This window comes from Pseudomonas sp. Sample_21 (assembly GCF_004307525.1).
Taxonomy (GTDB): Bacteria; Pseudomonadota; Gammaproteobacteria; order Pseudomonadales; family Pseudomonadaceae; genus Aquipseudomonas; species Aquipseudomonas atacamensis.
Map to the genome: position 1 here is coordinate 109,700 of NZ_RCNZ01000089.1, position 24,970 is coordinate 134,669.

At 60.6% G+C, this 24,970-nt stretch carries 21 protein-coding genes and 1 riboswitch; of the genes, 12 read left to right on the forward strand and 9 right to left on the reverse strand.

What is annotated here, in order from left to right:
* From D8U71_RS17205 to tkt, 3 genes are all read right to left on the reverse strand, one after another.
* Positions 1-1,164 carry a phosphoglycerate kinase gene (locus D8U71_RS17205; RefSeq protein WP_024014620.1) on the reverse strand — a complete coding sequence of 388 codons (1,164 nt, stop codon included), beginning with the start codon at positions 1,162-1,164 and terminating at the stop codon, positions 1-3.
* A 12-nt stretch (positions 1,165-1,176) separates the two neighbouring features.
* Entirely contained in the window at positions 1,177-2,229 is a 1,053-nt protein-coding gene (gene epd, locus D8U71_RS17210) for an erythrose-4-phosphate dehydrogenase (RefSeq protein WP_024014621.1), read from the reverse strand.
* A gap of 151 nt (positions 2,230-2,380) precedes the next feature.
* Positions 2,381-4,378, reverse strand: coding sequence for a transketolase (gene tkt, locus D8U71_RS17220; protein WP_024014622.1), 1,998 nt, complete (start codon positions 4,376-4,378; stop codon positions 2,381-2,383).
* A 259-nt stretch (positions 4,379-4,637) separates the two neighbouring features.
* Here tkt and D8U71_RS17225 point away from each other — a divergent pair, with 259 nt between their 5' ends.
* The 4 genes from D8U71_RS17225 to D8U71_RS17240 all read left to right on the forward strand — a co-directional run bounded on the left by D8U71_RS17225 (position 4,638) and on the right by D8U71_RS17240 (position 9,233).
* Complete coding sequence (locus tag D8U71_RS17225) at positions 4,638-5,633, forward strand: metalloregulator ArsR/SmtB family transcription factor (protein WP_016772782.1); 996 nt, start codon at positions 4,638-4,640, stop codon at positions 5,631-5,633.
* Positions 5,634-5,651: 18 nt separating this feature from the next.
* On the forward strand, positions 5,652-6,842 hold the full coding sequence (gene metK, locus D8U71_RS17230) for a methionine adenosyltransferase (protein WP_024014624.1): 1,191 nt from the start codon (positions 5,652-5,654) through the stop codon (positions 6,840-6,842).
* Positions 6,843-7,063: 221 nt separating this feature from the next.
* Positions 7,064-8,740 (forward strand): NAD-dependent DNA ligase LigB, encoded by a 1,677-nt coding sequence (gene ligB / locus D8U71_RS17235; RefSeq protein WP_130888286.1) that lies wholly within the window; start codon positions 7,064-7,066, stop codon positions 8,738-8,740.
* 97 nt (positions 8,741-8,837) lie between these two features.
* On the forward strand, positions 8,838-9,233 hold the full coding sequence (locus D8U71_RS17240) for a DUF1090 domain-containing protein (protein WP_016772779.1): 396 nt from the start codon (positions 8,838-8,840) through the stop codon (positions 9,231-9,233).
* A gap of 183 nt (positions 9,234-9,416) precedes the next feature.
* On the opposite strand, the gene D8U71_RS17245 is transcribed toward D8U71_RS17240, so the two are convergent.
* A complete protein-coding gene (locus tag D8U71_RS17245) occupies positions 9,417-9,866 on the reverse strand; it encodes a cytochrome c (RefSeq protein WP_125925460.1) in 450 nt (149 codons plus the stop codon).
* Between the two features lie 128 nt (positions 9,867-9,994).
* Between D8U71_RS17245 and D8U71_RS17250 the strand changes: the two genes are divergently transcribed.
* On the forward strand, positions 9,995-11,179 hold the full coding sequence (locus tag D8U71_RS17250; protein ID WP_130888287.1) for an MltA domain-containing protein: 1,185 nt from the start codon (positions 9,995-9,997) through the stop codon (positions 11,177-11,179).
* A gap of 114 nt (positions 11,180-11,293) precedes the next feature.
* Here D8U71_RS17250 and D8U71_RS17255 read toward each other — a convergent pair whose 3' ends face one another.
* Positions 11,294-11,677, reverse strand: coding sequence for an MAPEG family protein (locus tag D8U71_RS17255; protein WP_122612379.1), 384 nt, complete (start codon positions 11,675-11,677; stop codon positions 11,294-11,296).
* A 332-nt stretch (positions 11,678-12,009) separates the two neighbouring features.
* On the opposite strand from D8U71_RS17255, the gene D8U71_RS17260 reads away from it, so the two are divergent.
* Together D8U71_RS17260 and D8U71_RS17265 are read left to right on the forward strand one after the other, a co-directional pair.
* Positions 12,010-13,179: an MFS transporter gene (locus tag D8U71_RS17260; RefSeq protein ID WP_073471059.1), complete on the forward strand. Its 1,170-nt coding sequence runs from the start codon at positions 12,010-12,012 to the stop codon at positions 13,177-13,179.
* A gap of 249 nt (positions 13,180-13,428) precedes the next feature.
* Positions 13,429-14,694 carry a sodium:proton antiporter gene (locus tag D8U71_RS17265; protein WP_016772774.1) on the forward strand — a complete coding sequence of 422 codons (1,266 nt, stop codon included), beginning with the start codon at positions 13,429-13,431 and terminating at the stop codon, positions 14,692-14,694.
* Here the strand turns inward: D8U71_RS17265 and D8U71_RS17270 are convergent, their stop codons facing one another.
* Both D8U71_RS17270 and D8U71_RS17275 read right to left on the reverse strand, forming a co-directional pair.
* A complete protein-coding gene (locus D8U71_RS17270) occupies positions 14,695-15,582 on the reverse strand; it encodes a formate/nitrite transporter family protein (RefSeq protein WP_016772773.1) in 888 nt (295 codons plus the stop codon).
* A 174-nt stretch (positions 15,583-15,756) separates the two neighbouring features.
* Positions 15,757-16,161, reverse strand: coding sequence for a hotdog domain-containing protein (locus D8U71_RS17275; RefSeq protein WP_016772772.1), 405 nt, complete (start codon positions 16,159-16,161; stop codon positions 15,757-15,759).
* 198 nt (positions 16,162-16,359) lie between these two features.
* Positions 16,360-16,458: riboswitch (S-adenosyl-L-homocysteine riboswitch) on the forward strand.
* A 23-nt stretch (positions 16,459-16,481) separates the two neighbouring features.
* Here D8U71_RS17275 and ahcY point away from each other — a divergent pair.
* From ahcY to D8U71_RS17300, 5 genes are all read left to right on the forward strand, one after another.
* The gene (gene ahcY, locus D8U71_RS17280) at positions 16,482-17,891 is read left to right on the forward strand and encodes an adenosylhomocysteinase (RefSeq protein ID WP_016772771.1); all 1,410 of its coding nucleotides are present in this window, start codon (positions 16,482-16,484) and stop codon (positions 17,889-17,891) included.
* 159 nt (positions 17,892-18,050) lie between these two features.
* Positions 18,051-18,896 carry a methylenetetrahydrofolate reductase [NAD(P)H] gene (gene metF, locus D8U71_RS17285; RefSeq protein ID WP_016772770.1) on the forward strand — a complete coding sequence of 282 codons (846 nt, stop codon included), beginning with the start codon at positions 18,051-18,053 and terminating at the stop codon, positions 18,894-18,896.
* Between the two features lie 43 nt (positions 18,897-18,939).
* Complete coding sequence (locus D8U71_RS17290; protein ID WP_241664237.1) at positions 18,940-20,052, forward strand: hypothetical protein; 1,113 nt, start codon at positions 18,940-18,942, stop codon at positions 20,050-20,052.
* A gap of 87 nt (positions 20,053-20,139) precedes the next feature.
* Positions 20,140-20,952 carry a transporter substrate-binding domain-containing protein gene (locus D8U71_RS17295; protein ID WP_125925457.1) on the forward strand — a complete coding sequence of 271 codons (813 nt, stop codon included), beginning with the start codon at positions 20,140-20,142 and terminating at the stop codon, positions 20,950-20,952.
* Positions 20,953-21,173: 221 nt separating this feature from the next.
* Positions 21,174-23,036 carry a DEAD/DEAH box helicase gene (locus D8U71_RS17300; RefSeq protein ID WP_125925456.1) on the forward strand — a complete coding sequence of 621 codons (1,863 nt, stop codon included), beginning with the start codon at positions 21,174-21,176 and terminating at the stop codon, positions 23,034-23,036.
* 249 nt (positions 23,037-23,285) lie between these two features.
* Here D8U71_RS17300 and D8U71_RS17305 read toward each other — a convergent pair whose 3' ends face one another.
* Both D8U71_RS17305 and D8U71_RS17310 read right to left on the reverse strand, forming a co-directional pair.
* Positions 23,286-23,864 carry a YceI family protein gene (locus tag D8U71_RS17305; protein WP_125925455.1) on the reverse strand — a complete coding sequence of 193 codons (579 nt, stop codon included), beginning with the start codon at positions 23,862-23,864 and terminating at the stop codon, positions 23,286-23,288.
* A gap of 31 nt (positions 23,865-23,895) precedes the next feature.
* Positions 23,896-24,447: a cytochrome b gene (locus tag D8U71_RS17310; protein ID WP_073471054.1), complete on the reverse strand. Its 552-nt coding sequence runs from the start codon at positions 24,445-24,447 to the stop codon at positions 23,896-23,898.
* Between the last annotated feature and the right edge of the window lie 523 nt (positions 24,448-24,970).

The window sequence follows — 24,970 nt, forward strand, 5'->3', positions numbered from 1 at the left end:
TCAGGCCTTGGCCCGGCTTTCCAGGACTTCAACGGCAGGCAGCACCTTGCCCTCGACGAATTCGAGGAACGCGCCACCGCCGGTGGAAATGTAGGAGATCTGCTCAGCCACGCCATATTTATCGATCGCCGCCAAGGTGTCGCCACCGCCCGCGATGGAGAATGCCGAGCTCTCGGCGATGGCCTGGGCCAGCACTTTGGTGCCGTTGCCGAACTGATCGAACTCGAACACGCCGACCGGGCCGTTCCACAGAATGGTTTTCGACGATTTCAGCAGCTCGGCGAAATTGGCCGCGGTTTGCGGGCCGATGTCGAGAATCATGTCGTCAGCCGCAACATCAGCGATCAGCTTCACAGTCGCTTCAGCGCTTTCGGCAAATTCCTTGGCGACCACGACGTCAACCGGCAACGGCACGCTGACTTTCGCCGCGATTTCACGGGCGGTGTCGAGCAGGTCCGGTTCGTACAGCGATTTGCCGACCGGGTGACCGGCGGCAGCGAGGAAGGTGTTGGCGATGCCGCCACCGACGATCAGTTGATCGCAGATCTGGCTCAGGCTGTTGAGTACGTCGAGTTTGGTCGAGACCTTGGAGCCGGCAACAATGGCCGCCATTGGCTTGGCCGGTGAGCCCAGGGCTTTGCCCAGTGCGTCCAGTTCAGCGGCCAGCAACGGGCCGGCAGCGGCGACTTTGGCGAACTTGGCGACGCCATGGGTCGAACCTTCGGCGCGGTGAGCAGTACCGAAAGCGTCCATCACGAACACGTCGCACAGGGCCGCGTATTGCTGGGCCAGATCGTCGGCGTTCTTTTTCTCGCCCTTGTTGAAGCGCACGTTTTCGAACAGCACGATGTCGCCAGCCTTGACTTCAACACCACCGAGGTAATCAGCCACCAGCGGCACTTCGCGCCCGAGCGCTTTGCTCAGATAGTCGGCGACAGGTTTCAGGCTGTTTTCGGCGGAGAACTCGCCTTCGGTAGGACGGCCCAGGTGCGAGCAGACCATCACTGCCGCGCCTTTTTCCAGGGCCAGCTTGATGGTCGGCAGCGAAGCCAGGATGCGCGCGTCGCTGGTGACAACACCGTCCTTGACGGGGACGTTGAGGTCTTCGCGGATCAATACGCGCTTACCTTGCAGATCGAGGTCGGACATCTTCAACACGGTCATGGGTCGCACTTCCTACGGTTTTTTTGAAGTTGCTGTTTGCAGATAGTGGTCTGCAACGTCCAGCATTCGGTTGGCAAAACCCCATTCGTTGTCGAACCAGGCCAGGATGTTCACCAGTTTGGGGCCGGAAACACGGGTCTGACTGGCATCGACGATGGCCGAATGTGGGTCATGGTTGAAATCACAGCTGGCGTGCGGCAACTCGGTGTAGGCCAAAAGGCCTTTGAGCGGGCCGCTGGTGGCGGCTTCGCGCAGGATCCGGTTGACCTCATTGGCGTCAGTCGCGGTGGCGGTCTGCATCGTGATGTCGAGGCAGGACACGTTGACTGTCGGCACGCGCACGGCTTTGGCCTGAATTCGTCCGGCAAGTTCCGGCAGCAGGCGCTCGATACCACGCGCCAGACCAGTGGACACCGGGATCACCGACTGGAACGCCGAACGCGTGCGGCGCAGGTCTTCGTCATGATAGGCGTCGATCACCGGCTGATCGTTCATTGCCGAGTGAATGGTGGTGATCGACACGTAATCCAGACCGATCGCCTGATCGAGCAGACGCAGCAGCGGCACGCCGCAGTTGGTGGTGCACGAGGCGTTGGACACCAGCAGTTCATCGCCGGTCAGGCAGTCCTGATTGACGCCGTAGACGATGGTGGCGTCGACATCCGCTTCGCTGGCCATCGGCTGCGAGAACAGCACGCGCGGCGCGCCGGCATCGAGAAATCGTTGGCCATCGGCACGGGTGTGGTAAGCGCCGGAGCATTCCAGCACCAGATCGACGCCTAGCGACGCCCAATCGATACCTTCAGGGGTGGCACTGCGCAGGACCTTCACGCAGTCGCCATTGATATGCAGACAATCGCCCTCAACCCGCACTTCGCCGGGAAAGCGGCCGTGGGTGGAGTCGAAGCGTGTCAGGTATTCGATGCTGGCCATGTCGGCCAGATCGTTGATCGCGACAATTTCAAACCCGGCCTTCGCGCCGCGCTCGAACAACGCCCGCAAGACGCAACGACCAATGCGGCCGTAGCCGTTGAGTGCAACTTTGTAGGGACGCGGTTGAGGCATGGGGTTCTCGATTACCGTGGTGAATCATGCAGTGCGATATTGCCTGAACCAACGCTTTCGCGAGCAGGCTCGCTCCCACATTGGAATGCATTTCCCTGTGGGAGCGAGCCTGCTCGCGAAGGCGTCAGCCCGGACAACACAACTGTCAGATTTAGTCTTCCAGCAGCTCTTCAGCCTGACCCAAGATGTTTTCCAGGGTAAAACCGAACTCTTCGAACAATGCCGAAGCCGGCGCCGACTCACCGTAGGTGGTCATGCCGATAACGCGACCTTCCAGACCCACGTACTTGAACCAGAAATCGGCGTGGGCCGCTTCGATGGCGATACGTGCGCTGACCTGCAACGGCAGAACCGATTGCTTGTACTCCGCATCCTGAGCATCAAACGCGCTGGTGCAAGGCATCGAAACCACGCGAACCTTGCGGCCCTGCTCGGTCAGTTTATCGAAGGCCTGTACGGCCAGACCGACTTCCGAACCGGTGGCGATCAGGATCAGCTCAGGCTCGCCTGCGCAATCCTTGAGCACATAACCGCCACGGCTGATGTTGGCAATCTGGCCAGCGTCGCGTTCCTGATGTTGCAGATTCTGCCGCGAGAAGATCAGCGCCGAAGGGCCGTCCTTGCGCTCCAGCGCGTTTTTCCAGGCCACTGCCGATTCCACGGCATCGGCTGGACGCCAGGTGTCGAGGTTCGGCGTGCTGCGCAGGCTGGTCAATTGCTCGATCGGCTGGTGCGTCGGGCCGTCTTCGCCCAGACCGATAGAGTCGTGGGTGTACACGTGAATCACGCGCTTCTTCATCAAAGCCGACATACGTACGGCGTTGCGTGCGTATTCCATGAACATCAGGAAGGTCGCGCCGTAAGGCACCAGACCGCCGTGCAGGGCGACGCCGTTCATGATCGCGGTCATGCCGAACTCGCGCACGCCGTAGTACATGTAGTTGCCGCTGGCATCTTCAGCGCTGACGCCTTTGCAGCCTTTCCACAGGGTCAGGTTGGAGCCGGCGAGGTCAGCCGAACCGCCGAGCATTTCCGGCAGCAGCGGGCCGAAGGCGTTGAGGGTGTTCTGGCTGGCTTTGCGGCTGGCGATGGTTTCGCCCTTGGCCGCGACTTCGGCGATGTAGGCCGAGGCTTTTTCCGAGAAGTCGGCCGGCAGTTCGCCGCTCAGACGACGGATCAGCTCGTTGGCTTCAGTCGGGAATGCAGCGGAGTAAGCGGCGAAACGCTGATCCCACTCGGCTTCAACCGCGCGACCAGCTTCTTTGGCGTCCCACTCGGCATAGATCTCGGCCGGGATTTCGAACGGGCCGTGGTTCCAGTTCAGCGCCTGACGGGTCAGGGCGATTTCTGCGTCACCCAATGGGGCGCCGTGGCAATCTTCCTTGCCCTGCTTGTTCGGCGAACCGAAACCGATGGTGGTCTTGCAGCAGATCAGCGTCGGCTGGGCGCTCTTGCGCGCGGTTTCGATGGCGGTCTTGATCTCTTCCGGATCGTGGCCGTCGACGTTGCGGATCACCTGCCAGTTGTAGGCTTCGAAACGCTTCGGCGTGTCATCGGTGAACCAGCCTTCGACTTCACCGTCGATGGAAATGCCGTTGTCATCGTAGAAGGCAATCAGCTTGCCCAGGCCCAGTGTGCCGGCCAGGGAGGCGACTTCGTGGGAAATGCCTTCCATCATGCAGCCATCACCGAGGAACACGTAGGTGTGGTGGTCAACGATGTTGTGGCCGGGACGGTTGAACTGCGCGCCCATGACTTTTTCAGCCAGAGCGAAACCGACGGCGTTGGCCAGACCCTGACCCAGCGGGCCGGTGGTGGTTTCGACGCCCGGGGTGTAACCGAATTCCGGGTGGCCTGGAGTGCGGCTGTGCAGTTGACGGAACTGCTTGAGGTCGTCGATGGACAGGTCGTAGCCGGTCAGGTGCAGCAGCGAGTAGATCAACATCGAGCCGTGGCCGTTGGACAGCACGAAGCGGTCACGGTCGGCGAACGACGGGTTGCTCGGGTTGTGCTTGAGGTAGTCGCGCCACAGCACTTCGGCAATATCTGCCATACCCATAGGGGCACCGGGATGGCCGCTGTTGGCTTTTTGCACGGCATCCATGCTGAGGGCACGAATGGCGTTGGCACGCTCACGACGGCTAGGCATCGCTGATCTCCTGGGTGTGAATAGACTGAAACGGAAAAAAGGAGGGCATTTTCCCTCACCCATGCGCCTCGGGGCAATGACAGATAGTCATCGGCAGGCGTTTTTCCAATCGATAGCACAGGTTTCGCTTGGTGAAACCTTTCCGCTATTCGTTTGTAGAGACTGCCGTCCGCCGAGAAGTGCCATTTATCGAGCAATATCAAAACTTTTTGATATTGGCCTTGCGGTGCCTTGCCCCCGTCTCTAGACTGCCAGCCCTATGAACTTACGCGTGCCTTCCATTCGCCATGACGATTGCGACGAGCTGGCGGCCCTGTGCAAGGCCGGCGGCGATCCGCTGCGGCTGAATGTATTGCGCGCGCTGGCCAACGATTCGTTTGGCGTGCTGGAGCTGGCGCAGATTTTCGGCATCGGCCAGTCGGGCATGAGCCATCACCTCAAGGTGCTGGCGCAAGCCGACCTGGTGGCGACACGCCGTGAGGGCAACGCAATTTTTTATCGTCGCGCCCTGCCCCACAGTGGATTGCTCGGCGGCAAGCTGCACGCGGCGTTGTTGGAAGAAGTCGACGATCTGGATCTGCCTGATGAAGTGCAAGCACGCATCGAGCAGGTTCATGGTCAGCGTGCCGCCGCCAGCCGGGACTTTTTCGCTCGGGTCGCGGAAAAATTCCGTGCCCAGCAGGACTTGATCGCAGGCCTGCCGCAGTACCGTGACAGCGTGCTGGCCCTGCTCGACAAACTGAACTTCGATGGTGCAGCCACGGCCATTGAAGTCGGCCCCGGCGATGGTGCTTTTCTGCCGGAACTGGCCCGTCGTTTCGGCACCGTAACCGCGCTGGACAACAGCCCGGCGATGCTCGAACTGGCGCGTCAGGTGTGTGAACGTGAACAGCTGGCTAACGTCAGCCTGCAATTGGCCGATGCATTGAACGGCACAAGCCTTCAAGCCGATTGCGTGGTGTTGAACATGGTCCTGCACCATTTCGCCGCCCCGGCCGATGCGCTCAGGCACATGGCCGATTTGCTGCAACCGGGCGGTAGCCTGCTCGTGACAGAGTTATGTAGCCACAATCAGAGTTGGGCCAGGGAGGCCTGCGGTGATCTCTGGTTGGGGTTTGAACAGGACGATCTGGCCCGTTGGGCCACCGCTGCGGGACTCGTTCCCGGGGAAAGCCTCTATGTAGGCTTACGTAATGGTTTCCAGATCCAGGTTCGCCACTTTCAGCGACCGGCTGGCGACACTCACCATCGGTAAATTCAGGAAAACATCGAGATGAGCGAATACTCCCTCTTCACCTCCGAGTCCGTGTCTGAAGGACATCCGGACAAAATCGCCGACCAGATTTCCGATGCGGTGCTGGACGCCATTATTGCCCAGGACAAACACGCTCGCGTGGCCGTGGAAACCCTGGTCAAGACCGGCGTGGCCATCGTTGCCGGTGAAGTGACCACCAGCGCCTGGGTCGACCTGGAGCAGATCGTTCGTGACGTGATTTGCGACATCGGCTACACCAGCTCCGAAGTCGGCTTCGACGGCGCCACCTGCGGCGTGATGAACATCATCGGCAAGCAGTCCCCTGACATCAACCAAGGCGTCGACCGTGCCAAGCCTGAAGATCAGGGCGCCGGCGACCAGGGCCTGATGTTCGGCTACGCCAGCAACGAAACCGACGTGCTGATGCCAGCGCCGATCACCTTCTCGCACCAACTGGTGCAGCGTCAGGCTGAAGCACGCAAGTCGGGCCTGCTGCCTTGGCTGCGTCCGGATGCCAAGTCGCAAGTGACCTGCCGTTACGAAGGCGGCAAGGTTGTCGGCATCGACGCTGTGGTGCTGTCGACCCAGCACAACCCGGAAGTGTCGTACAAAGACCTGCGCGAAGGCGTGATGGAGTTGATCGTCAAGCACGTACTGCCTGCCGAACTGCTGAGCAAGGACACCCAGTTCCACATCAACCCGACCGGCCAGTTCATCATTGGCGGCCCGGTAGGTGACTGCGGTCTGACCGGTCGCAAGATCATCGTCGACAGCTACGGCGGCATGGCCCGTCACGGCGGCGGCGCGTTCTCCGGCAAGGATCCATCGAAGGTTGACCGTTCGGCTGCCTACGCTGGCCGTTACGTGGCCAAGAACATCGTTGCGGCCGGCCTGGCCGAGCGTTGCGAGATCCAGGTTTCCTACGCGATCGGTGTGGCCCAGCCTACGTCGATCTCGCTGAACACCTTCGGCACCGGCAAGATCAGCGATGACAAGATCATCAAACTGGTGCGTGAAGTGTTCGACCTGCGTCCATACGCAATCACCACCATGCTCGACCTGCTGCACCCGATGTACCAGGAAACCGCAGCCTACGGCCACTTCGGTCGTGCGCCGCAGACCAAGACCGTTGGCGAAGACAGCTTCACCACGTTCACCTGGGAAAAAACCGACCGCGCCGACGCCCTGCGTTCCGCCGCTGGCCTGTAATACCCTGGCTGCAAGAAAGCCCCGCACGGTTCGCGCCGTGCGGGGCTTTTTCATGCCTGACAGATTTTTGAGATCCCTGCGGGAGCGAGCCTGCTCGCGAAGGCGCCCGCCCCGGCAACACCAATTCCCCTGCCCCGAAACAGTTCGCAAAAAAGCCGCGCAACGTTCTTCAGATCCTCACCTACCCTTCAAGCATCACCCCCCGAGCAAGGACGCTCACAATGCTCTTCACACTGCGCCTGTTGCTGGCCTTCCTGCTGGCACTCATCACCCTCGTCAGCCAAGCCAACTGCCCGAACTGGGATCTTTCCCAAGCCCAACGCGAAATCACCGCCCTGCAAAACCGGATCGACCAATGGGACGACGCCTATCACCGCGAAGGCCGCTCATTGATCAGCGACGAACTCTATGACCAGTCCCGGCTGCGGCTGAAAGAATGGCAAGCCTGTTTCAACCAACCCTCATCCCCGCAGCCGTTGCACACCGCGTCCGGCCCGGTCACCCACCCCATCGCCCACACCGGCCTGGACAAGCTGCACAAAGCCGAAGACGTCGCCCACTGGTTGCGCGATCGCCAGAACGTCTGGGTGCAGCCCAAGGTCGACGGCGTGGCTGTCACGCTGATCTACCGCCAGGGAATATTGCAGCAGGCGATCAGTCGCGGTGACGGGGTCAACGGCCAGGACTGGACCGCCTCCGCGCGCAGGATCGCAGCCATTCCGCAACGGTTGAGGCAGCCACGGGATCTGCTGGTACAGGGCGAACTCTATTGGCGCCTGAACGCCCATGTTCAATCACAGTCCGGCAGCGTCAATGCCCGCGCCACCATCGCCGGGATGATGGGACGTAAAACACTCGATGTTGAACAGGCCGCCGGGATCGGCCTGTTTGTCTGGGACTGGCCGCAAGGTCCTGTGCGGCTGCCGGAGAGATTGTCCGAACTCCAGGCATTGGGATTCGCTGCAACCGAAACCTATACACAGCCCATCAACCGATTCGAGGACGCGCAAAAATGGCGTGAACACTGGTATCGCTCGCCACTGCCCTTTGCCAGCGACGGCGTGGTGCTGCGTCAGAGCCAACGGCCACCTGCCGAACGCTGGCAGGCTCGCGCGCCGTATTGGGCGATCGCCTGGAAATACCCGTTCGCCCAGGCATTGGCCGAAGTGCGCAAGGTCAGTTTCAAGATCGGCCGCACCGGGCGGATCACGCCGGTGCTGGAACTGCTGCCCGTCAGACTCGATGACCGCGAGATCAAACGGGTCAGCGTCAGCTCGCTCAAGCGCTGGCAAACCCTCGACATCCGTCCCGGCGATCAGGTGGCAATCAGTCTGGCCGGGCTGACCATTCCGCGCCTCGACAGTGTCGTGCTGCGCACCAGCGAACGGGCAGACATCAGCATTCCCGATGCCGGCGATTACCACGCCCTGAGCTGCTGGCAGCCGACGCCGGGGTGTGAAAGCCAGTTTCTCGCGCGTCTGACCTGGCTCAGTGGCAAGCAGGGCCTGGCCATGCAGCATGTCGGTCGCGGCACCTGGGAGAAACTTTTGGAAACAGGCCGTCTGAAACACCTGCTGGATTGGCTGACCCTCGATGCGTCAGAGCTTGCTAACATTGCCGGCCTCGGCGAGCGCAGCAGCGCACGTTTGATCCAGAGTTTTGAGGGCGCGCGGCAACAGCCGTTCGCTCGATGGTTGAAAGCGCTGGGCATGCCGCCGACCGGACAGGCACAACTGGACGATTCGTGGCAGGCCCTGGCACAACGCGACACTGAACAATGGCAGGCAGAAGCCGGCATCGGCCCGGGACGCGCGGCGCAACTGAGCGCATTCTTTCGCGACCCGCAGGTACTGGCTTTGAGTGAAACCCTGAAAGCCGCCGGAATCGACGGCTTCTGAACCTGCAATCCCCGCCCGGCGGGAACCCAACGGCCGGCCAGACGCTCCAACAGCGCAGTGCCCTCCCACCCCGATTGCCTTTGCACATGGAGCTTTTATGAAATTTCTCGCACCGCTCGCCCTGCTTACTCTTTGCGGCGTCATGGCCGCTCCGGTCATGGCCGAAGAAGACGGCCCGGGCCTGACCGGTTGCGCTGCCAAGAAGCAGGGCATCATCAATCAGATCGAACAGGCCAAGTCGCGCGGCAACATGGAGCAGCAGGCAGGCCTGGAAACCGCACTGCGTGAAGTCAATGAACACTGCACCGACGCCGGGCTGAAAAAAGAACGTGAGAACAAAGTGCTTGAGGCCAAGCATGAGGTGAGCCAGCGTCAGGCGGACCTCGACAAGGCCATGAAGAAGGGCGATCCGGAGAAGATCAACAAGCGCAAGGAAAAGCTCGCCGAGTCGCGCAAGGAACTGCAGGAAGCGCTGGACGAGATCGATAAGTAACCGAAGCCCTTTGGGGAGGGGATTTATCCCCGTCCGACGGCGAAGCGGTCGCAAATTCGGCTGGTCGGGTCCGACTGAAAAAACTCGGCTGTATGGTTTTGGGGCTGCTTCGCAGCCCATCGGGGATAAATCCCCTCGCCACAAGGTACTCACTCGCCACAACGTACTCAGCAGCCTCAGGAATCAATGATCGCGAAACTCTTTATGGCAAGCACTGCAGGCATCTTCAACTTTCTGCACTGCCGGCCCAAGATTGCTGGCCTTGTACGGCTGAACCTGACTGGCGACCACCAATTCACCGGTGGCTGTCTCGAGGGCGCGGGCCAGTTCCTGAAAACGCGCCTGTTTCTGCCAGACATCATCTTTGGCGCTGGTGTGATCTTCCTCGCGCACCTGCGGAAAATGCTTCCACGGCTCATGGGCCAACTCATCAAGTCTGACCGCGCCCTCGGCGAATTTCGGCCCGTCGAAGGCGATGCGCCCACGCAACATGCCGCCGAGGTCTTCGCTGGTCTTGAGCATCTGCTTGAAGATGGCCTTGCGTTGACCCAGCGGCGAATTCGGGTCGACACCGCCACAGGCGGACAAGGTCAGGCAGGCCAGCAATACAACAGCAATGGGTTTCAGAGTCATGGTGGCTTCAGGTCGCGGAAATCGGCGGCCAGTATCCTCGGCTCACCGCCAAACACCAATAGCCCTATTAAAAATACGGGTTGGTCGAGCGCATGGAGCACTCGACCAACCGGCACAGGAATCACTCCATGAACAGCCGCTTCACGGCCTGGCGTCACCCGCTTATCGTCACCCTTCCACTGCTCGCCATCCTCGCCGGTTGCACAGGCGGCGACAGCGCCAAACCAAAAACCCATGCGCTGGCTACCTATTCCAGCGCGGCATGGGAAGCCTTGCCAGCGGTATCCGATAGCGATCTGGTCGCCGGTTTCGGCTCGTGGCGCAGCGCCTGCACACGACTCAAAGCCGACACAGTCTGGGGGCCGACCTGCGCTGCGGCGGTGAATGTGCCGCAAAGCGCCGCCGAGATTCGTGCATTCCTCAAGCAGAATCTCGATGTCTACGGCCTGCGCGCCGAGAATGACAACCCCAATGGTCTGATCACTGGCTACTACGAACCGGTGTACCCCGGCAGCCTGACGCCCACCGCAACGGCGAACGTGCCGGTGTACGGTGTGCCGGAAGACATGATCATCGTCTCGCTCGACAGCATTTACCCGGAATTGAAGGGCAAGCGCCTGCGCGGTCGCCTCGAAGGTCGCGTGCTCAAGCCTTACGACGACGCGGCGACCATTGAATCCAAAGGCGTGAAAGCGCCAGTGGTCGCCTATCTGACTGACCCGATGAATCTGCAATTTCTACAGATCCAGGGCTCGGGCCGGATCCAGACCGAGGACGGCAAACAGTTGCGCATCGCCTACGCCGATCAGAACGGCCACCCGTACCGGCCGATCGGTCGCTGGCTGGTCGAGCAAGGCGAGCTGAAGAAAGAAGACGTGACCATGAGCGCGATCAGCAACTGGGCCAAGGCCAACCCCACGCGCATTCCGGAACTGCTCGCCAGCAACCCCAGCTACGTGTTCTTCACCCGCAACCCGGACAGCAACGAAGGCCCACGCGGCTCGCTGAACGTGCCGCTGACCGCCGGCTACAGCGCGGCGGTGGATCGCAAGGTGATTCCGTTGGGCAGTCTGTTATGGCTGTCGACCACCAAACCGGATGGCACCCCACTGGTGCGCCCGGTCGCGGCGCAGGATACCGGCGGCGCGATTGCCGGTGAGGTGCGCGCGGATCTGTTCTGGGGCACGGGTGATGCGGCCGGGCAACTGGCCGGGGACATGAAGCAGCAGGGGCAGATCTGGATGCTCTGGCCTAAAGGACAAGAGTTGCCGCAAGTGCCGCAGGTGGCGGATACACCGAAGCAAAAGTCTTAGGTTCTTCGTAGTCTGATCCATCGCTTTCGCGAGCACGCTCGCTCCCACATCTGAAATGCATTTCCATGTGGGAGCGAGCCTGCTCGCGAAGAGGCCGGCAGCAATAGCCGATAATCAGATCGACACAAAGAAGAACGAAGCAATCAGCCCCATCCCGATAAACCACACCACCGAACGCAGTGCAGCCCAGTCAGCCAGGTAGCAGATGATGTACAGCAGGCGACTGGTGATAAACAGCACGGCCAGCACATTGACCGTCACCAGCTGCGCAGTGCCGACCAGGTGCGCAACGATCACCGCAGCGGCAAACGCAGGCGTTACTTCAAAGCTGTTCAGTTGCGCGGCGTGGGCGCGACGGGCGACGCCATCGACGCTGTCGAGAAAGTCCCGTGGATCATAATTGTCCTTGAGGCGGAAACCGCCGGTGGCCTTCGCCACGATCGTGCATACGTACGGCAGGAAAATCGCGACCAACACACACCACAGAGCCACTGTCATAACGTCGTCCTTTTTTCGATTGGAGAAATTGGCGAGCGATCAGAAATTCATCACCAGCATGCCGATCAGCACCTGCCCACAGGCTAAGAGCCGCGCCCGGCAGAAAGGTTCTTTCAGCTGGATATAACAAGGCACTTCCAGCGCGCCGTCGATTAGTCAGATTATTGATTCGTCATGTGTCAGCAGCTGTTTATACTGCAACCCACCACGCCGTACTCAGCTGCACACCAAAAAATTCCAATAAAAGCTGCCTGCTCCGCTTTCTTCGAAAACGGTCGCTGGCACGCGTATGCCTGATCAAAGCGTCAAGACTACCGACAGAGACCTTGCGCATGCCCCTCGCTTTGCTTGCACTCGCCGTTGCCGCGTTCGGCATCGGCACTACCGAATTCGTCATCATGGGCCTGCTGCCCGACGTCGCCCGCGATCTGGCGGTGAGCATTCCTCACGCCGGGCTGCTGATCACCGGTTACGCCCTGGGCGTGGTGTTCGGCGCACCGATCCTGGCGATCGGCACCGCCAATATGCCGCGCAAAGCGACATTGCTGGGCATGACGCTGATGTTCATCCTCGGCAACGTGCTCTGCGCGCTGGCACCCAACTACGCGACGCTGATGGCGGCGCGGGTGGTCACGGCGCTGTGTCATGGGGCGTTTTTCGGCATTGGCTCGGTGGTTGCCGCCGGCCTGGTGGCGCCGAACAAACGCGCGCAAGCCATTGCCATGATGTTCACCGGCCTGACCCTGGCCAACGTGCTCGGCGTGCCACTCGGCACAGCGCTTGGCCAATACGCTGGCTGGCGCTCGACCTTCTGGGCGGTGTCGGTGATCGGCATTGTTGCGGCGCTGGCGCAGTGGTTGTGGCTGCCAAAACACATCGCAATGGACAAAGCCAACCTCGCCAGCGAATTCAAAGTGCTGGGCAAGGCCAACGTGCTGCTGGCGCTGGGCATGAGCGTGCTGGCCTCGACCAGCCTGTTCAGCGTGTTCACCTATATCGCACCGATCCTGCAAGACATCACTGGCGTCAGCCCCCACGGCGTGACGGTGATGCTGCTGTTGTTCGGCGTCGGCCTGACAGCGGGCAGCATGCTCGGCGGTCGTCTGGCCGATAGCCGCTTGCTGCCGTCACTGGTCGGCGTTGCGCTGGCAGTCGTGGTGATTCTCGCGGCGTTCAGCCAGACCAGCCGTTCGGTGATTCCGGCGGCGATCACTCTGGTGCTGTGGGGAATTTTCGCTTTTGCGCTGTGCCCGATTCTGCAGTTGCTGATCATCGATCAGGCGCATGAAGCGCCGAATCTGGGTTCGACGCTGAACCAGAGCGCGTTCAACCTTGGCAATGCCGCAGGCGCCTGGATCGGCGGACTGGTGGTTGCCAGCGGCGCGGATCTGGCGGACCTGCCGTGGACCGGGGCGCTGGTCGGCGTGCTGACGGTGCTGACGGCGCTGTTGTTCATTTACCTGCAACGTCGGCGGGCGAGTGCGGTCAATGTGACTGGCTGAGACCTCTGCGACTAACCACCTGTGGCGAGGGGATTTATCCCCGTTGGGCTGCGCAGCAGCCCCAAAACCTTCGATCGGGTTTTGTCAGGAATTATCGATAAGCCCGATTGCGACGGCTTCGCCGCCGAGCGGGGATAAATCCCCTCGCCACAATGAACTGTGGTGTGTCCCATGTCGCTGTTTGCCCATCAAACCCCTGCGTCCAACCTCCGGTCGCGCTCCATTCACTCTCCATCCAAAGGACCCCGGATGCTTGAACTCGTCGCCGCTTTCATCTGCCTCACCACCCTCCTGACCTTCGTCAATTTCCGCTTTATCGGCCTGCCGCCGACCATCGGCGTGATGGTTACCGCCCTGCTGTTCTCACTGCTCCTGCAAGGCCTCAGCGTCCTCGGCTTTCCCGGCCTCGAAGACCGCGTGCAGCAACTGATCGGCCAGATCGATTTCGGCGATCTGCTGATGAACTGGATGCTCTCGTTCCTGCTGTTCGCCGGCGCCCTGCACGTCAACCTCAATGACTTGCGCAGCTACCGCTGGCCGATCGGCCTGCTGGCCACCTTCGGCGTGTTGATCGCCACCGTGGTGATCGGCAGCTTGGCCTTCTACATTTTTGCCCTGTTCGGCTGGCACGTGAGTTTCCTCTACTGCCTGTTGTTCGGCGCGCTGATCTCACCGACCGACCCGATTGCCGTGCTCGGCGTGTTGCGTACCGCCAACGCTTCGAAGCCACTGAAAACCACCATCGTCGGCGAATCACTGTTCAACGACGGCACGGCGGTGGTGGTCTTCACCGTGCTGCTGGGCATCGCGCAACTGGGCGAAACCCCGACCGTCAGCGCCACGGCCATGCTCTTCGTCCATGAGGCCATTGGCGGTGTGTTGTTCGGCGGGCTGATCGGTTATCTGGTCTATCGGATGATCAAAAGCGTCGAGCAGCATCAGATCACCGTGATGCTGACCCTGGCCCTGGTGATCGGCGGTTCGGCGATGTCCACCGAACTGCACGTCTCGGCGCCGATTGCGATGGTGGTGGCCGGTCTGATCATCGGCAACCTGGGGCGCAATCTGGCGATGAACGACATGACCCGGCGTTATCTGGACGGCTTCTGGGAATTGCTCGATGACATGCTCAACGCGCTGCTGTTTGCGCTGATCGGCATGGAACTGTTGCTGCTGCCGTTCAACTGGCTGCACATGGCCGCCGCAGGCCTGCTGGCGGTGGCGATCCTGCTGTCGCGCCTGCTTACCGTGGCGCCAGCGATCCTTTTGCTGCGCCGCTGGCGCTCGGTGCCGGCCGGCACCATCCGCATCCTCACTTGGGGCGGTTTGCGCGGCGGTGTTTCGGTGGCACTGGCCCTGGCCCTGCCGCTGGGCCCGGAGCGCGATCTGCTGCTGAGCATCACCTACATCGTCGTGCTGTCGTCGATCCTGCTGCAGGGCCTGACCATCGGCAAACTGGTCAAGCACGCGACGCGCAACGAGCCGGCCAGCGTGCCTGAGCCAGCCCACCACTGATCATTTCTTGATCGACTGCGGATCGGGCTTAACAGCCTGATCCGCAGACTCCTTCGGGGCACCGCTTTCGCTGCGAATCTGCGCATGGCTGATCAGCGCGAAGATAAAGCTGCCGCCAATGATGTTCCCCGCCAGCGTCGGCCCGGCGAACACCGCCCAGAAATCACTCCACGGCAACTCGCCGGCAAACACCAGATACGACACTTCCGCCGATCCGACGACGATGTGGGTGAAGTCGCCCAGCGCCATGAAGTAGGTGATGAGGATGATGATCCACATCTTCGCGCTCTCCATGGACGGGATCATCCAGACCATGGTGGCGATCATCCAGCCGGAGACGATGCCCTTGGCGAACATCTGACTGGCGCTGTGTTCCATGACCTTGCGGCCGATCTCGAGGAAGGCGACGTCGGTCTTGCTGTCGAAAATCGGCAGTTCCAGCATCACGTACGCCACCAGAATCGTCCCGCAGAGGTTGCCGACCAATACCACTGTCCACAGACGGATCAGGCGCAGGAAATTCTTCAGCGTCGGCCTGGTCATCACCGGCAGCACGGCGGTCAGGGTGTTTTCGGTAAACAGTTGCTGGCGCGCGAGGATGACCGCGAGGAAACCGGCGCAGTAGCCGAAACTGGCGATCACCTTGAATTCGTCGCCATCGGGCAGGCGCGAATTGAGCAATCCCATGCCCATCAGCGACAGGCCCATGGTCAATCCTGCCGCCAGCGCCGACCACCACAGCGCGGCAATGCTGCGCTCCAGTTCCTGGTCGCCCTGAGTGCGGATGATTTCATGCAGAACGGCCGCGCGCGGCGGCTGGCTCTTTTCGACTTCGTGCTGCTCCTTGGCCGAGAGGTCGGGGGTCTTGTCGCTGGTGGGGGTGGTCATGGCGTGGCAACCGGTGGGGGGCGATGTAGCTACGACCGTTGCGCTTCATGGCTGTTCAGTGGCCAGGCGAATCTCCGCTGAATTGGCAACCGCTTTCGCGAGCAGGCTCGCTCCCACAAGGATCACGCTGTACCTGTGGGAGCGAGCCTGCTCGCGAAGAATGCGCCGCCGATCTTATTGAACAGCTTCGTCATCCTTGAACTGGTCTTTCACATATTTGATCTCGGTCCGCCCGTGCGGCGCCGGCAGGCCGTCTTCGCCGAGGTTGACGAACACCATCTTCTCGACGGTCAGGATGCTCTTGCGGGTGATCTTGTTGCGCACTTCGCAGGTCAGGGTGATCGAGGTGCGGCCGAATTCGGTGGCGGTGATGCCCAGTTCGATGATGTCGCCCTGGCGCGAGGCGCTGACGAAGTTGATTTCCGAGATGTACTTGGTCACCACACGCTGGTTGCCCAGTTGCACGATGGCGTAGATCGCCGCTTCTTCATCGATCCAGCGCAGCAGGCTGCCGCCGAACAGGGTGCCGTTGGGGTTGAGGTCTTCGGGTTTAACCCATTTGCGGGTGTGGAAATTCATGTTCACTCCTGAGCGCTTGCCGAAAGATGCGCCCATCTTGGCAGACTGCTCAGTCAGGCTCCAGGCAGCTGCGACTATGGTCGCCATTGGCGATCTTCATCTGGCCGACAGAAACCCTTTGGAAGATCAGCCCGGGCGGCTATAATCGCCCCCGTTTCAAAAAACGGTAACGTTCACTGGCTACCGTTTTCCCGCCACCTGTCCGAGGGGCGCTGCAGCAGGTTCGACCTGTCAGGCTCGGATGGGGCGTTGACCGGCTCACGCCGGACACTAAACGCACAACGGCGCCCATTCGCATACATTACGAATGGAGGCTCTTCATGAGCGCTGTCAACACGCCTGCCGATTTTACCGATTACAAAGTTGCCGACATGTCCCTGGCTGCCTGGGGCCGTCGCGAAACCATCATCGCCGAATCGGAAATGCCTGCCCTGATGGGTCTGCGCCGCAAATACGCTGCCGAGCAGCCGCTCAAGGGCGCGAAAATCCTCGGCTGCATCCACATGACCATTCAGACTGCCGTGCTGATCGAAACCCTGGTTGCCCTGGGTGCCGAAGTACGCTGGTCGTCCTGCAACATTTTCTCCACTCAGGATCAGGCCGCTGCCGCTATCGCTGCCGCCGGTATCCCGGTGTTCGCCTGGAAAGGCGAGACTGAAGAAGAGTACGAGTGGTGCCTGGAGCAGACCATCCTCAAGGATGGCCAGCCATGGGACGCCAACATGATCCTCGACGACGGCGGCGACCTGACCGAGCTGCTGCACAAGAAATACCCGCAAGTGCTTGATCGCGTTCACGGCGTGACCGAAGAAACCACCACCGGCGTACACCGTCTGCTGGACATGCTGGCCAAGGGCGAGCTGAAGATCCCGGCGATCAACGTCAACGACTCGGTGACCAAGTCCAAGAACGACAACAAGTACGGCTGCCGTCACAGCCTGAACGACGCGATCAAGCGCGGCACCGACCACCTGCTGTCCGGCAAGCAAGCGCTGGTCATCGGTTACGGTGACGTGGGCAAGGGCTCGGCCCAGTCCCTGCGTCAGGAAGGCATGATCGTTAAAGTCTCCGAAGTTGACCCGATCTGCGCCATGCAAGCCTGCATGGACGGTTTCGAACTGGTGTCGCCATTCATCGACGGTATCAACGACGGTTCCGAAGCGAGCATCGACAAAGCGCTGCTGGGCAAGATCGACCTGATCGTGACCACCACCGGTAACGTCAATGTTTGCGACGCGAACATGCTCAAAGCCCTGAAGAAGCGCGCCGTTGTCTGCAACATCGGTCACTTCGACAACGAAATCGACACCGCTTTCATGCGCAAGAACTGGGCTTGGGAAGAAGTGAAGCCACAGGTGCACAAGGTTCACCGCACCGGCGCTGGCAGCTTCGATCCACAGAACGACGACTACCTGATCCTGCTGGCCGAAGGCCGTCTGGTGAACCTGGGCAACGCCACCGGTCACCCGAGCCGCATCATGGACGGTTCGTTCGCCAACCAGGTTCTGGCACAGATCTTCCTGTTCGGCCAGAAATATGCCGACCTGTCGCCAGCGCAGAAAGCCGAGCGTCTGACCGTTGAAGTACTGCCGAAGAAACTCGACGAAGAAGTGGCCCTGGAAATGGTTCGCGGCTTCGGCGGCGTGGTCACCCAACTGACCAAGCAACAGGCTGACTACATCGGCGTTACCGTCGAAGGCCCGTTCAAGCCGCACGCCTATCGCTACTAACAGGCGCTGAATGCTCGCTCTCCCTGTGGGAGCGAGCTTGCTCGCGAAGGCGGTTTATCATTCAACATCCGTGTTGTCTGACCCAGCGCTTTCGCGAGCAGGCTCGCTCCCACACCGGATTGCAGCGCCTCGAAGGCACTTGTTTCCAAGGGTATGACCATGTCCCAAGACCGTCGCTACAGCTTCGAGTTTTTCCCGACCAAGACCGATGCCGGGCAAGAAAAGCTGCTCGCCACTGCCCGTCAGTTGGCCACCTACAACCCTGATTTCTTTTCCTGCACCTACGGCGCTGGCGGTTCGACCCGTGATCGCACGCTCAACACCGTGTTGCAGCTGGAAAACGAAGTCAAAGTACCCGCCGCTCCGCACCTGTCGTGCGTCGGTGACAGCAAGGACGACCTGCGCGGCCTGCTGAACGAATACAAGGCTGCCGGCATCAAGCGCATCGTCGCCCTGCGTGGCGACCTGCCGTCCGGTATGGGCATGACCAGCGGTGAGCTGCGTCACGCCAATGAACTGGTGGAATTCATTCGTGAAGAAACCGCCGATCATTTCCACATCGAAGTCGCCGCTTACCCGGAGATGCATCCGCAAGCGCGCAACTACGAAGACGATCTCGCCAACTTCGTGCGCAAGGCAAAGGCCGGTGCCGACAGCGCGATCACCCAGTACTTCTTCAACGCCGACAGCTACTTCTACTTCGTCGACCGTTTGCAGGCGCTGGGCGTGGATCTGCCGATCGTGCCGGGGATCATGCCGATTACCAACTACAGCAAACTCGCACGCTTCTCCGATGCCTGCGGTGCGGAAATTCCGCGCTGGATCCGCAAGCAACTGGAAGCCTACGGCGATGACACGCGAAGCATTCAAAGCTTTGGCGAACAAGTCGTCAGCGAGATGTGCGAACGCCTGCTGCAGGGCGGCGCGCCGGGGCTGCACTTCTACTCGATGAACCAGGCCGAACCTAGCCTGGCCATCTGGAACAACCTGAAGCTGCCGCGCTGAAGGTTATCCATGCGATAAAAAAGGCCCTCACCGGGCCTTTTCAATGAAAAGCACAAATGGAATATTGTTGTCGATGATCTGCGCGCAAACAAAAACACGCCCTCAACTGGTCTATCTGGTTTTCGGTGCCGAGACCTACCATCAGGAAGCTGTTTTCAGCATCGCCAGTGCTCTGGCGTGGTTGCGCGAGACACCGGATGCCGCGATCGATATCCAGGTCTTCAGCGACAATCCGCAACCCTACGAGCATCTCCCCGTACGCATTCGCCCGCTGGACGCCGAAACGCGCCAGAAATGGAGCGAGCCCCACGGTTATCATTTCCGCATCAAACATGTCGCGTTGCGCTCGGTACTTGAAGAGCATGAAACGGCGCTGTTGATCGACACCGATACATTTTTCCACTGCTCGCCGCTGAAACTGTTCGAGCGGGTGCAGCCCGGCACCCTGCTGTGCAATGACTACTACGCCCGCTATGGCGACAACAAGATGAGCCTGCTCTACCGCACGCTGTCGGCCACACTGCTGGACAAAGGCCTGACTGACGATCACATGCGCCTGCTCAACTCCGGCGTCATCGGCTTGCACCGGCAGGACGCTCACGTGCTGGACCGCTCCATCGCTTTGATTGATGAGCTGTTCCCGTCGGCACAGGGCGCCTACACCCTCGAAGAGTTCTGCCTGTCAGTGGCCGCCTACCGCACGCTCGACGTCAACAAGTGCCCGGATCTGATTCACCATTACTGGAGCCGCAAGCACCTGTTCAGGGCCAAGGTTCAGGCCTGGGTCGCCAAACATGGCGACAACCCGACCGGCGAGGCTGCACTGGACGACACCCGACGTGTATCACCGCAACTGCCTCGACCACCGCGCCTGCAGCGGATGTTCTACAAGCTCGTCACGCTGCTGCTGCCGGCGCATCTGCGTCAGTTCATTCGCGAAATCCTTTACGGCTGCTATGAACATCCCAACGAGTTCGATCAGGCGTGTGCAGCGGTCTGGTGGGACAAGGCGCTGGAAAACCAGCAGCAACGCATTGGCAAGCCGGTTTGCAGGCACTTGCTCAGGGACTGGTTCAGTCGCGGCCTGGTCAAGCGGATCTTGGGTGCGCGCCACGCCAAGGTCCACCAACACCTGCTGAAAACCGCAAGCAAATAAGGCCATCACGGCCATTGCGCCCGGGGTCTGCGCGAAACATGCATGCCAGAGCTTCTCATCAGGCGTTTCGCGTACTAACCTCAGGCCATGCCCCTTATTGCCCAACTGCTGAGCGTTATTCTTCTGACTTGCCTGAGCGTCGCCGCTCGGGGGGAGAAGTTGCGTATTGTCACCGAGCCGTGGGCGCCGTACGTCTACGAACAGGGTGGCAAGAACCTTGGTCTTGACTACGAAACCACCGCCATCGTGTTCCAGCGTCTGGGCATTGAAGTGGAATGGCAGTTCCTGCCGTGGAAGCGCTGCCTGTCGATGCTCGAGACCGGCCAGGCCGACGGTGCGCTGGACATCTTTCACAGCGCCGAACGCGACGCCACCCTGCTCTATCCCAGCGAACCTTTGTCCGACGTCGAATTCGTGATGTTCTACGCCAATGAGCGGCCGCATCCTTTCAACACCCTCGAACAACTCAAAGGCCTGACCATCGGCACCTCGCCGGGTTATCTGTACAGCCCTGACTTCAGCCAGTCGGACCTGTTTGTTCGTGAGCCGGCACCGACCCATGAAGCCAATTTCGGCAAACTGGTGCGCGGGCGGATTGACCTGCTGATTACCGATCGCCGCGTCGGTCAGCATTTGCTCGATGAGCTGAATATTCGCGATCTGATCACGGAAAACCCGACGGTTATCAGCCGTCAGAGCCAGTTTCTTGCGGTTCGGCGCAATGCCGGTATGGACTTGCTGGTGCAGCGTTTCGGCGCCGAGCTCAAGCGTTTCAAGCGCGAACCGGCCTACGCCGAGCTCAGCGCGCGCTATGGTGCCGCACCTGTTGATGGCGCACCAATGCGCCCGGCCACGGCCGGCGGCAAAACCGTTGAGCAGCAGGAAAGCAGCGCGCAGTGATTGCTCTGTTATACTCCGGCGTTCCCGCCAGGCTCACGCCCGGACGCCCGGAACCGTAACAGGCCTCTCGACCCGCTACAGCGCAGCTTCCAGCCCGCGCGAGCGCTCCTGACGTGCCTTCGGAACCGCCGCTGGACCGGACGGGATTGCGTCCTCTTAAACGTGATTCGCGCCAGGCAAGACTCCCATTGGGCCAAGCCCTAACTAAAACAGGATTACTCATGTCCTTTGCTTCCCTCGGTCTCTCCGAGGCTTTAGTCCGTGCCATCGAAGATGCGGGCTATACCGAGCCTACTCCGGTGCAACAGCGGGCCATTCCCGCCGTGTTGCAAGGTCGCGACCTGATGGTGGCGGCTCAGACAGGTACCGGTAAAACCGGCGGTTTCGCCCTCCCGATTCTGGAGCGGTTGTTCCCCAACGGTCACCCGGACAAATCCCAGCGTCACGGCCCGCGCCAACCGCGCGTGCTGGTCCTGACCCCGACCCGCGAACTCGCGGCCCAGGTGCACGAGAGCTTCAAGATCTACGCCCGTGACCTGAAATTCGTCAGCGCCTGCATCTTCGGCGGCGTTGGCATGAACCCGCAGGTCCAGGCCATGTCCCGTGGCGTCGACGTCCTCGTCGCCTGCCCAGGTCGCTTGCTCGACCTCGCCGGCCAGGGCAGCGTCGATCTGTCCCACGTGGAAATTCTCGTTCTCGACGAAGCCGACCGCATGCTCGACATGGGTTTTGTCCACGACGTGAAGAAAGTCCTCGCACGTCTGCCGGCCAAGCGTCAGAACCTGCTGTTCTCGGCGACTTTCTCCAAAGACATCACCGACCTCGCCGGCAAACTGCTGCACAATCCGGAACGCATCGAAGTGACGCCGCCGAACACCACGGTCGAGCGCATCGAACAACGCGTGTTCCGCCTGCCGGCCAGCCACAAACGTGCGCTGCTGGCGCACCTGATCACCGCCGGCGCGTGGGAACAGGTACTGGTCTTCACCCGCACCAAGCACGGCGCCAACCGTCTCGCTGAATACCTGGACAAACATGGCCTGCCGGCGGTGGCGATCCACGGTAACAAGAGCCAGAACGCGCGCACCAAAGCCCTGGCCGACTTCAAGGCCGGCGAAGTACGCATTCTGGTTGCCACCGACATCGCTGCCCGTGGCCTGGACATCGATCAGTTGCCGCATGTGGTCAACTTCGAGCTGCCGAACGTCGATGAAGACTATGTGCACCGTATCGGCCGTACCGGCCGCGCCGGTCGTTCCGGCGAAGCGATCTCGCTGGTCGCGCCAGACGAAGAGAAGCTGCTGAAAAGCATCGAGCGCATGACCAAGCAGAAGATTGCCGACGGCGATCTGATGGGCTTCGACTCCAGCACCATCGAAGCCGAGAAGCCGGAAGCCCGCGAGCGTCCGGACATCCGCAACCCGCGCAATTCCCGTGGCCCACGTGGCGACGGCCCGAATGGCGGCGGCGGTGGCGGCGGTCGCAAGGACAAAGGCAAAGACAAGGGCAAGGAAAAGCCGGCCGCTGAACGTGGCGAGCGCCCTGCCCGTCAGCAGAAACCGCGTGAAGGCACGCCGAGCCGCGAACAGCGCCCGAGCCAGCCACCGCGTGCAGCGGCTGATCGCGCTCCGGACGAGTTCCTCGACGACGATATCGATAACTTCGGTAACCGCGTTGACTACGTGCCGAAGGCCGCTCCTGCCGGCGGCCGTGGCCGTCGTCCGGGCGCACCGGCGCAAGGCGCAGGCGCACCACGCGGTGGTCAGCCTCAGGGCCGTCAGAACGGTCCGCGCAACAGCAACGGCTCGAGCACCGGCACGCCACCGGCCAAACGCAGCGGCCCGCGCAATGGCGCTCCGCGTGACGGTCAGGGTCGTCGTGACGAATCCGCGCCGCGCAACCGCCGTCCGGCCCGTGACGATCAGCCTCGCAGCGAACCGGCCGTACAGAACCCGCGCAGCAACGGTCCGAAGATCATGCACAAGGAATCGAAAGCCGACCGCTTCCCGACGCCTGAGCAGCTCGATCAACTGCCAAGCCGCCCGCGTGGCGAGAAACCAGCACTGCTGACCCGCAATCGCTGAGTTTCAAGCCGCAATGAAAAATGCCCCGGCTCGAAAGAGCCGGGGCATTTTTTTACCTCGATATCTCTGCCACACCGCAATACCCCTGTGGGAGCGAGCCTGCTCGCGAAGGCGGCGGGTCAGTCAGCAATGATGTTGCCGGAATGACCGCTTTCGCGAGCAGGCTCGCTCCCACAGGGGATGTGTCGCAGGCAATAAAAAACGCCCCGGGCCTTTTGACCAGGGGCGTTTTATTGTGGCGAGCGAAAGTTATTTAACTTTCACACCTTCCAGCGAGATATCCAGATCTGCAGTTTGCGAGGTTGGGCCTGGGCCCTTGATCCCGAAATCGTTCAGATTGAGAGTGGTCTTGGCGTTGAAGCCAGCGCGCTCGCCGCCCCATGGATCCTTGCCTTCGCCGTTGAATGTGGCCTTGAAGGTCACAGGCTTGGTCACGCCGTGCAAGGTCAGGTCGCCGGTCACGTCAGCAGTCTTTTCACCGGTCGATTTAACGGCGGTGGAGACGAACTTGGCATCAGCAAACTTGCTCACGTCGAGGAAGTCTTTGCTGGCGATGTGCTTGTCACGTTCAGCATGGTTCGACCACAGGCTGGCAGTTTTCACATCCACAGAGATCTTGCTGGCTTCAGGCTTGGCCGAATCCCAAGAGAAAGTACCGTCGAAATCTTTGAAAGTACCGTGGATGAAGCTGTAACCCAGGTGGCTGATTTTCCAGTCAACGAAGGCGTGCTGGCCTTCCTTGTCGATTTTGTAGTCCGCAGCCATGGCCTGACCAGCCGAGAGCAGTGCAGAACCGATTGCCAGAGCGGCCAGAGTCTTTTTCAACATGCTTTCTTTTCCTTTGAGTCGAGGTTGAATTTCAGGCTTTGCGACCGAGCATTCGAGTGAGGGTCGCATCACGATCGATAAAGTGGTGCTTCAATGCTGCCAACGCATGGAGACCGGAAAAAATTACCAGTGCCCACGCCAGCCAGAGATGAATCACCCCAGCGGTATCTGCCTGATCCGGTAGTCCGGAGAGCAGTGCAGGAACTTCAAACAGGCCAAACACCGGGATCCCGACACCGTCTGCGGTGGAAATCAGGTAACCGGCAATCATCACAGCGAACAGCGCCAGATACAGAAACCCGTGGCCGAACTTGGCGCCGATACGGGTCATGCGGCTGTAGCTTTGCAGCGTTGGCGGCGGTGGGCTGATGAAACGCCACACCACTCGCAACACCATCACCGCGAGCAGCACCAGACCGATGCTCTTGTGCAGATCCGGCGCGTCTTTGCGCCAGGTGCTGTAGTAATCCAGCCCGACCATCCACAGACCCAGCGCAAACAGCCCGAAGACCGCCAGCGCCACGCCCCAGTGCATGAAGATGCTGACCCAACCATAGCGCGAAGAAGAGTTACGTAGCTGCATTGCCCAAATCCTGTGAGAACTGCGAACCAAGACTAGCGAGTTATCTATCGAATTAAAGCGGAAAATTTTGCTTTGAAATATCGAGAAATACGATCAAGAGTCTGCGAGCGAGGTGTTAAGGAAGGATTAAAGGCGATCTCAGGATAGGGCGCTTGAACAAATGAACGGTTTTGATATCGGGCGCCTGCGCAAACCCAAGCAAAAGTGGCTGAGGAAACTGCCGAACGGGACAGAGTTCTTCAAGTGGGAGTTTTGACTGACCAGCCATTCATGGCCGATCAGTTATGAAGTACTGCCGGCGGTTGCAGGCATTCGGCACTGTAGGGGTCTATGTGGCACTTGTGCGCCAGTTCAGAACCATAGCCGCCGGGGAAAAATTGCCCGTTGCTACATCCGGAAAGTGCAATCGAAACCAGTATCGCGATAAGCGTTTTCATAGCATGCCCCCAATTTTTTCCAGCATAAAATTGGCGCGCTGGCAGCCGCTATCACCTCATTCCGAGCATCTTGTGGGAAGGCTCCG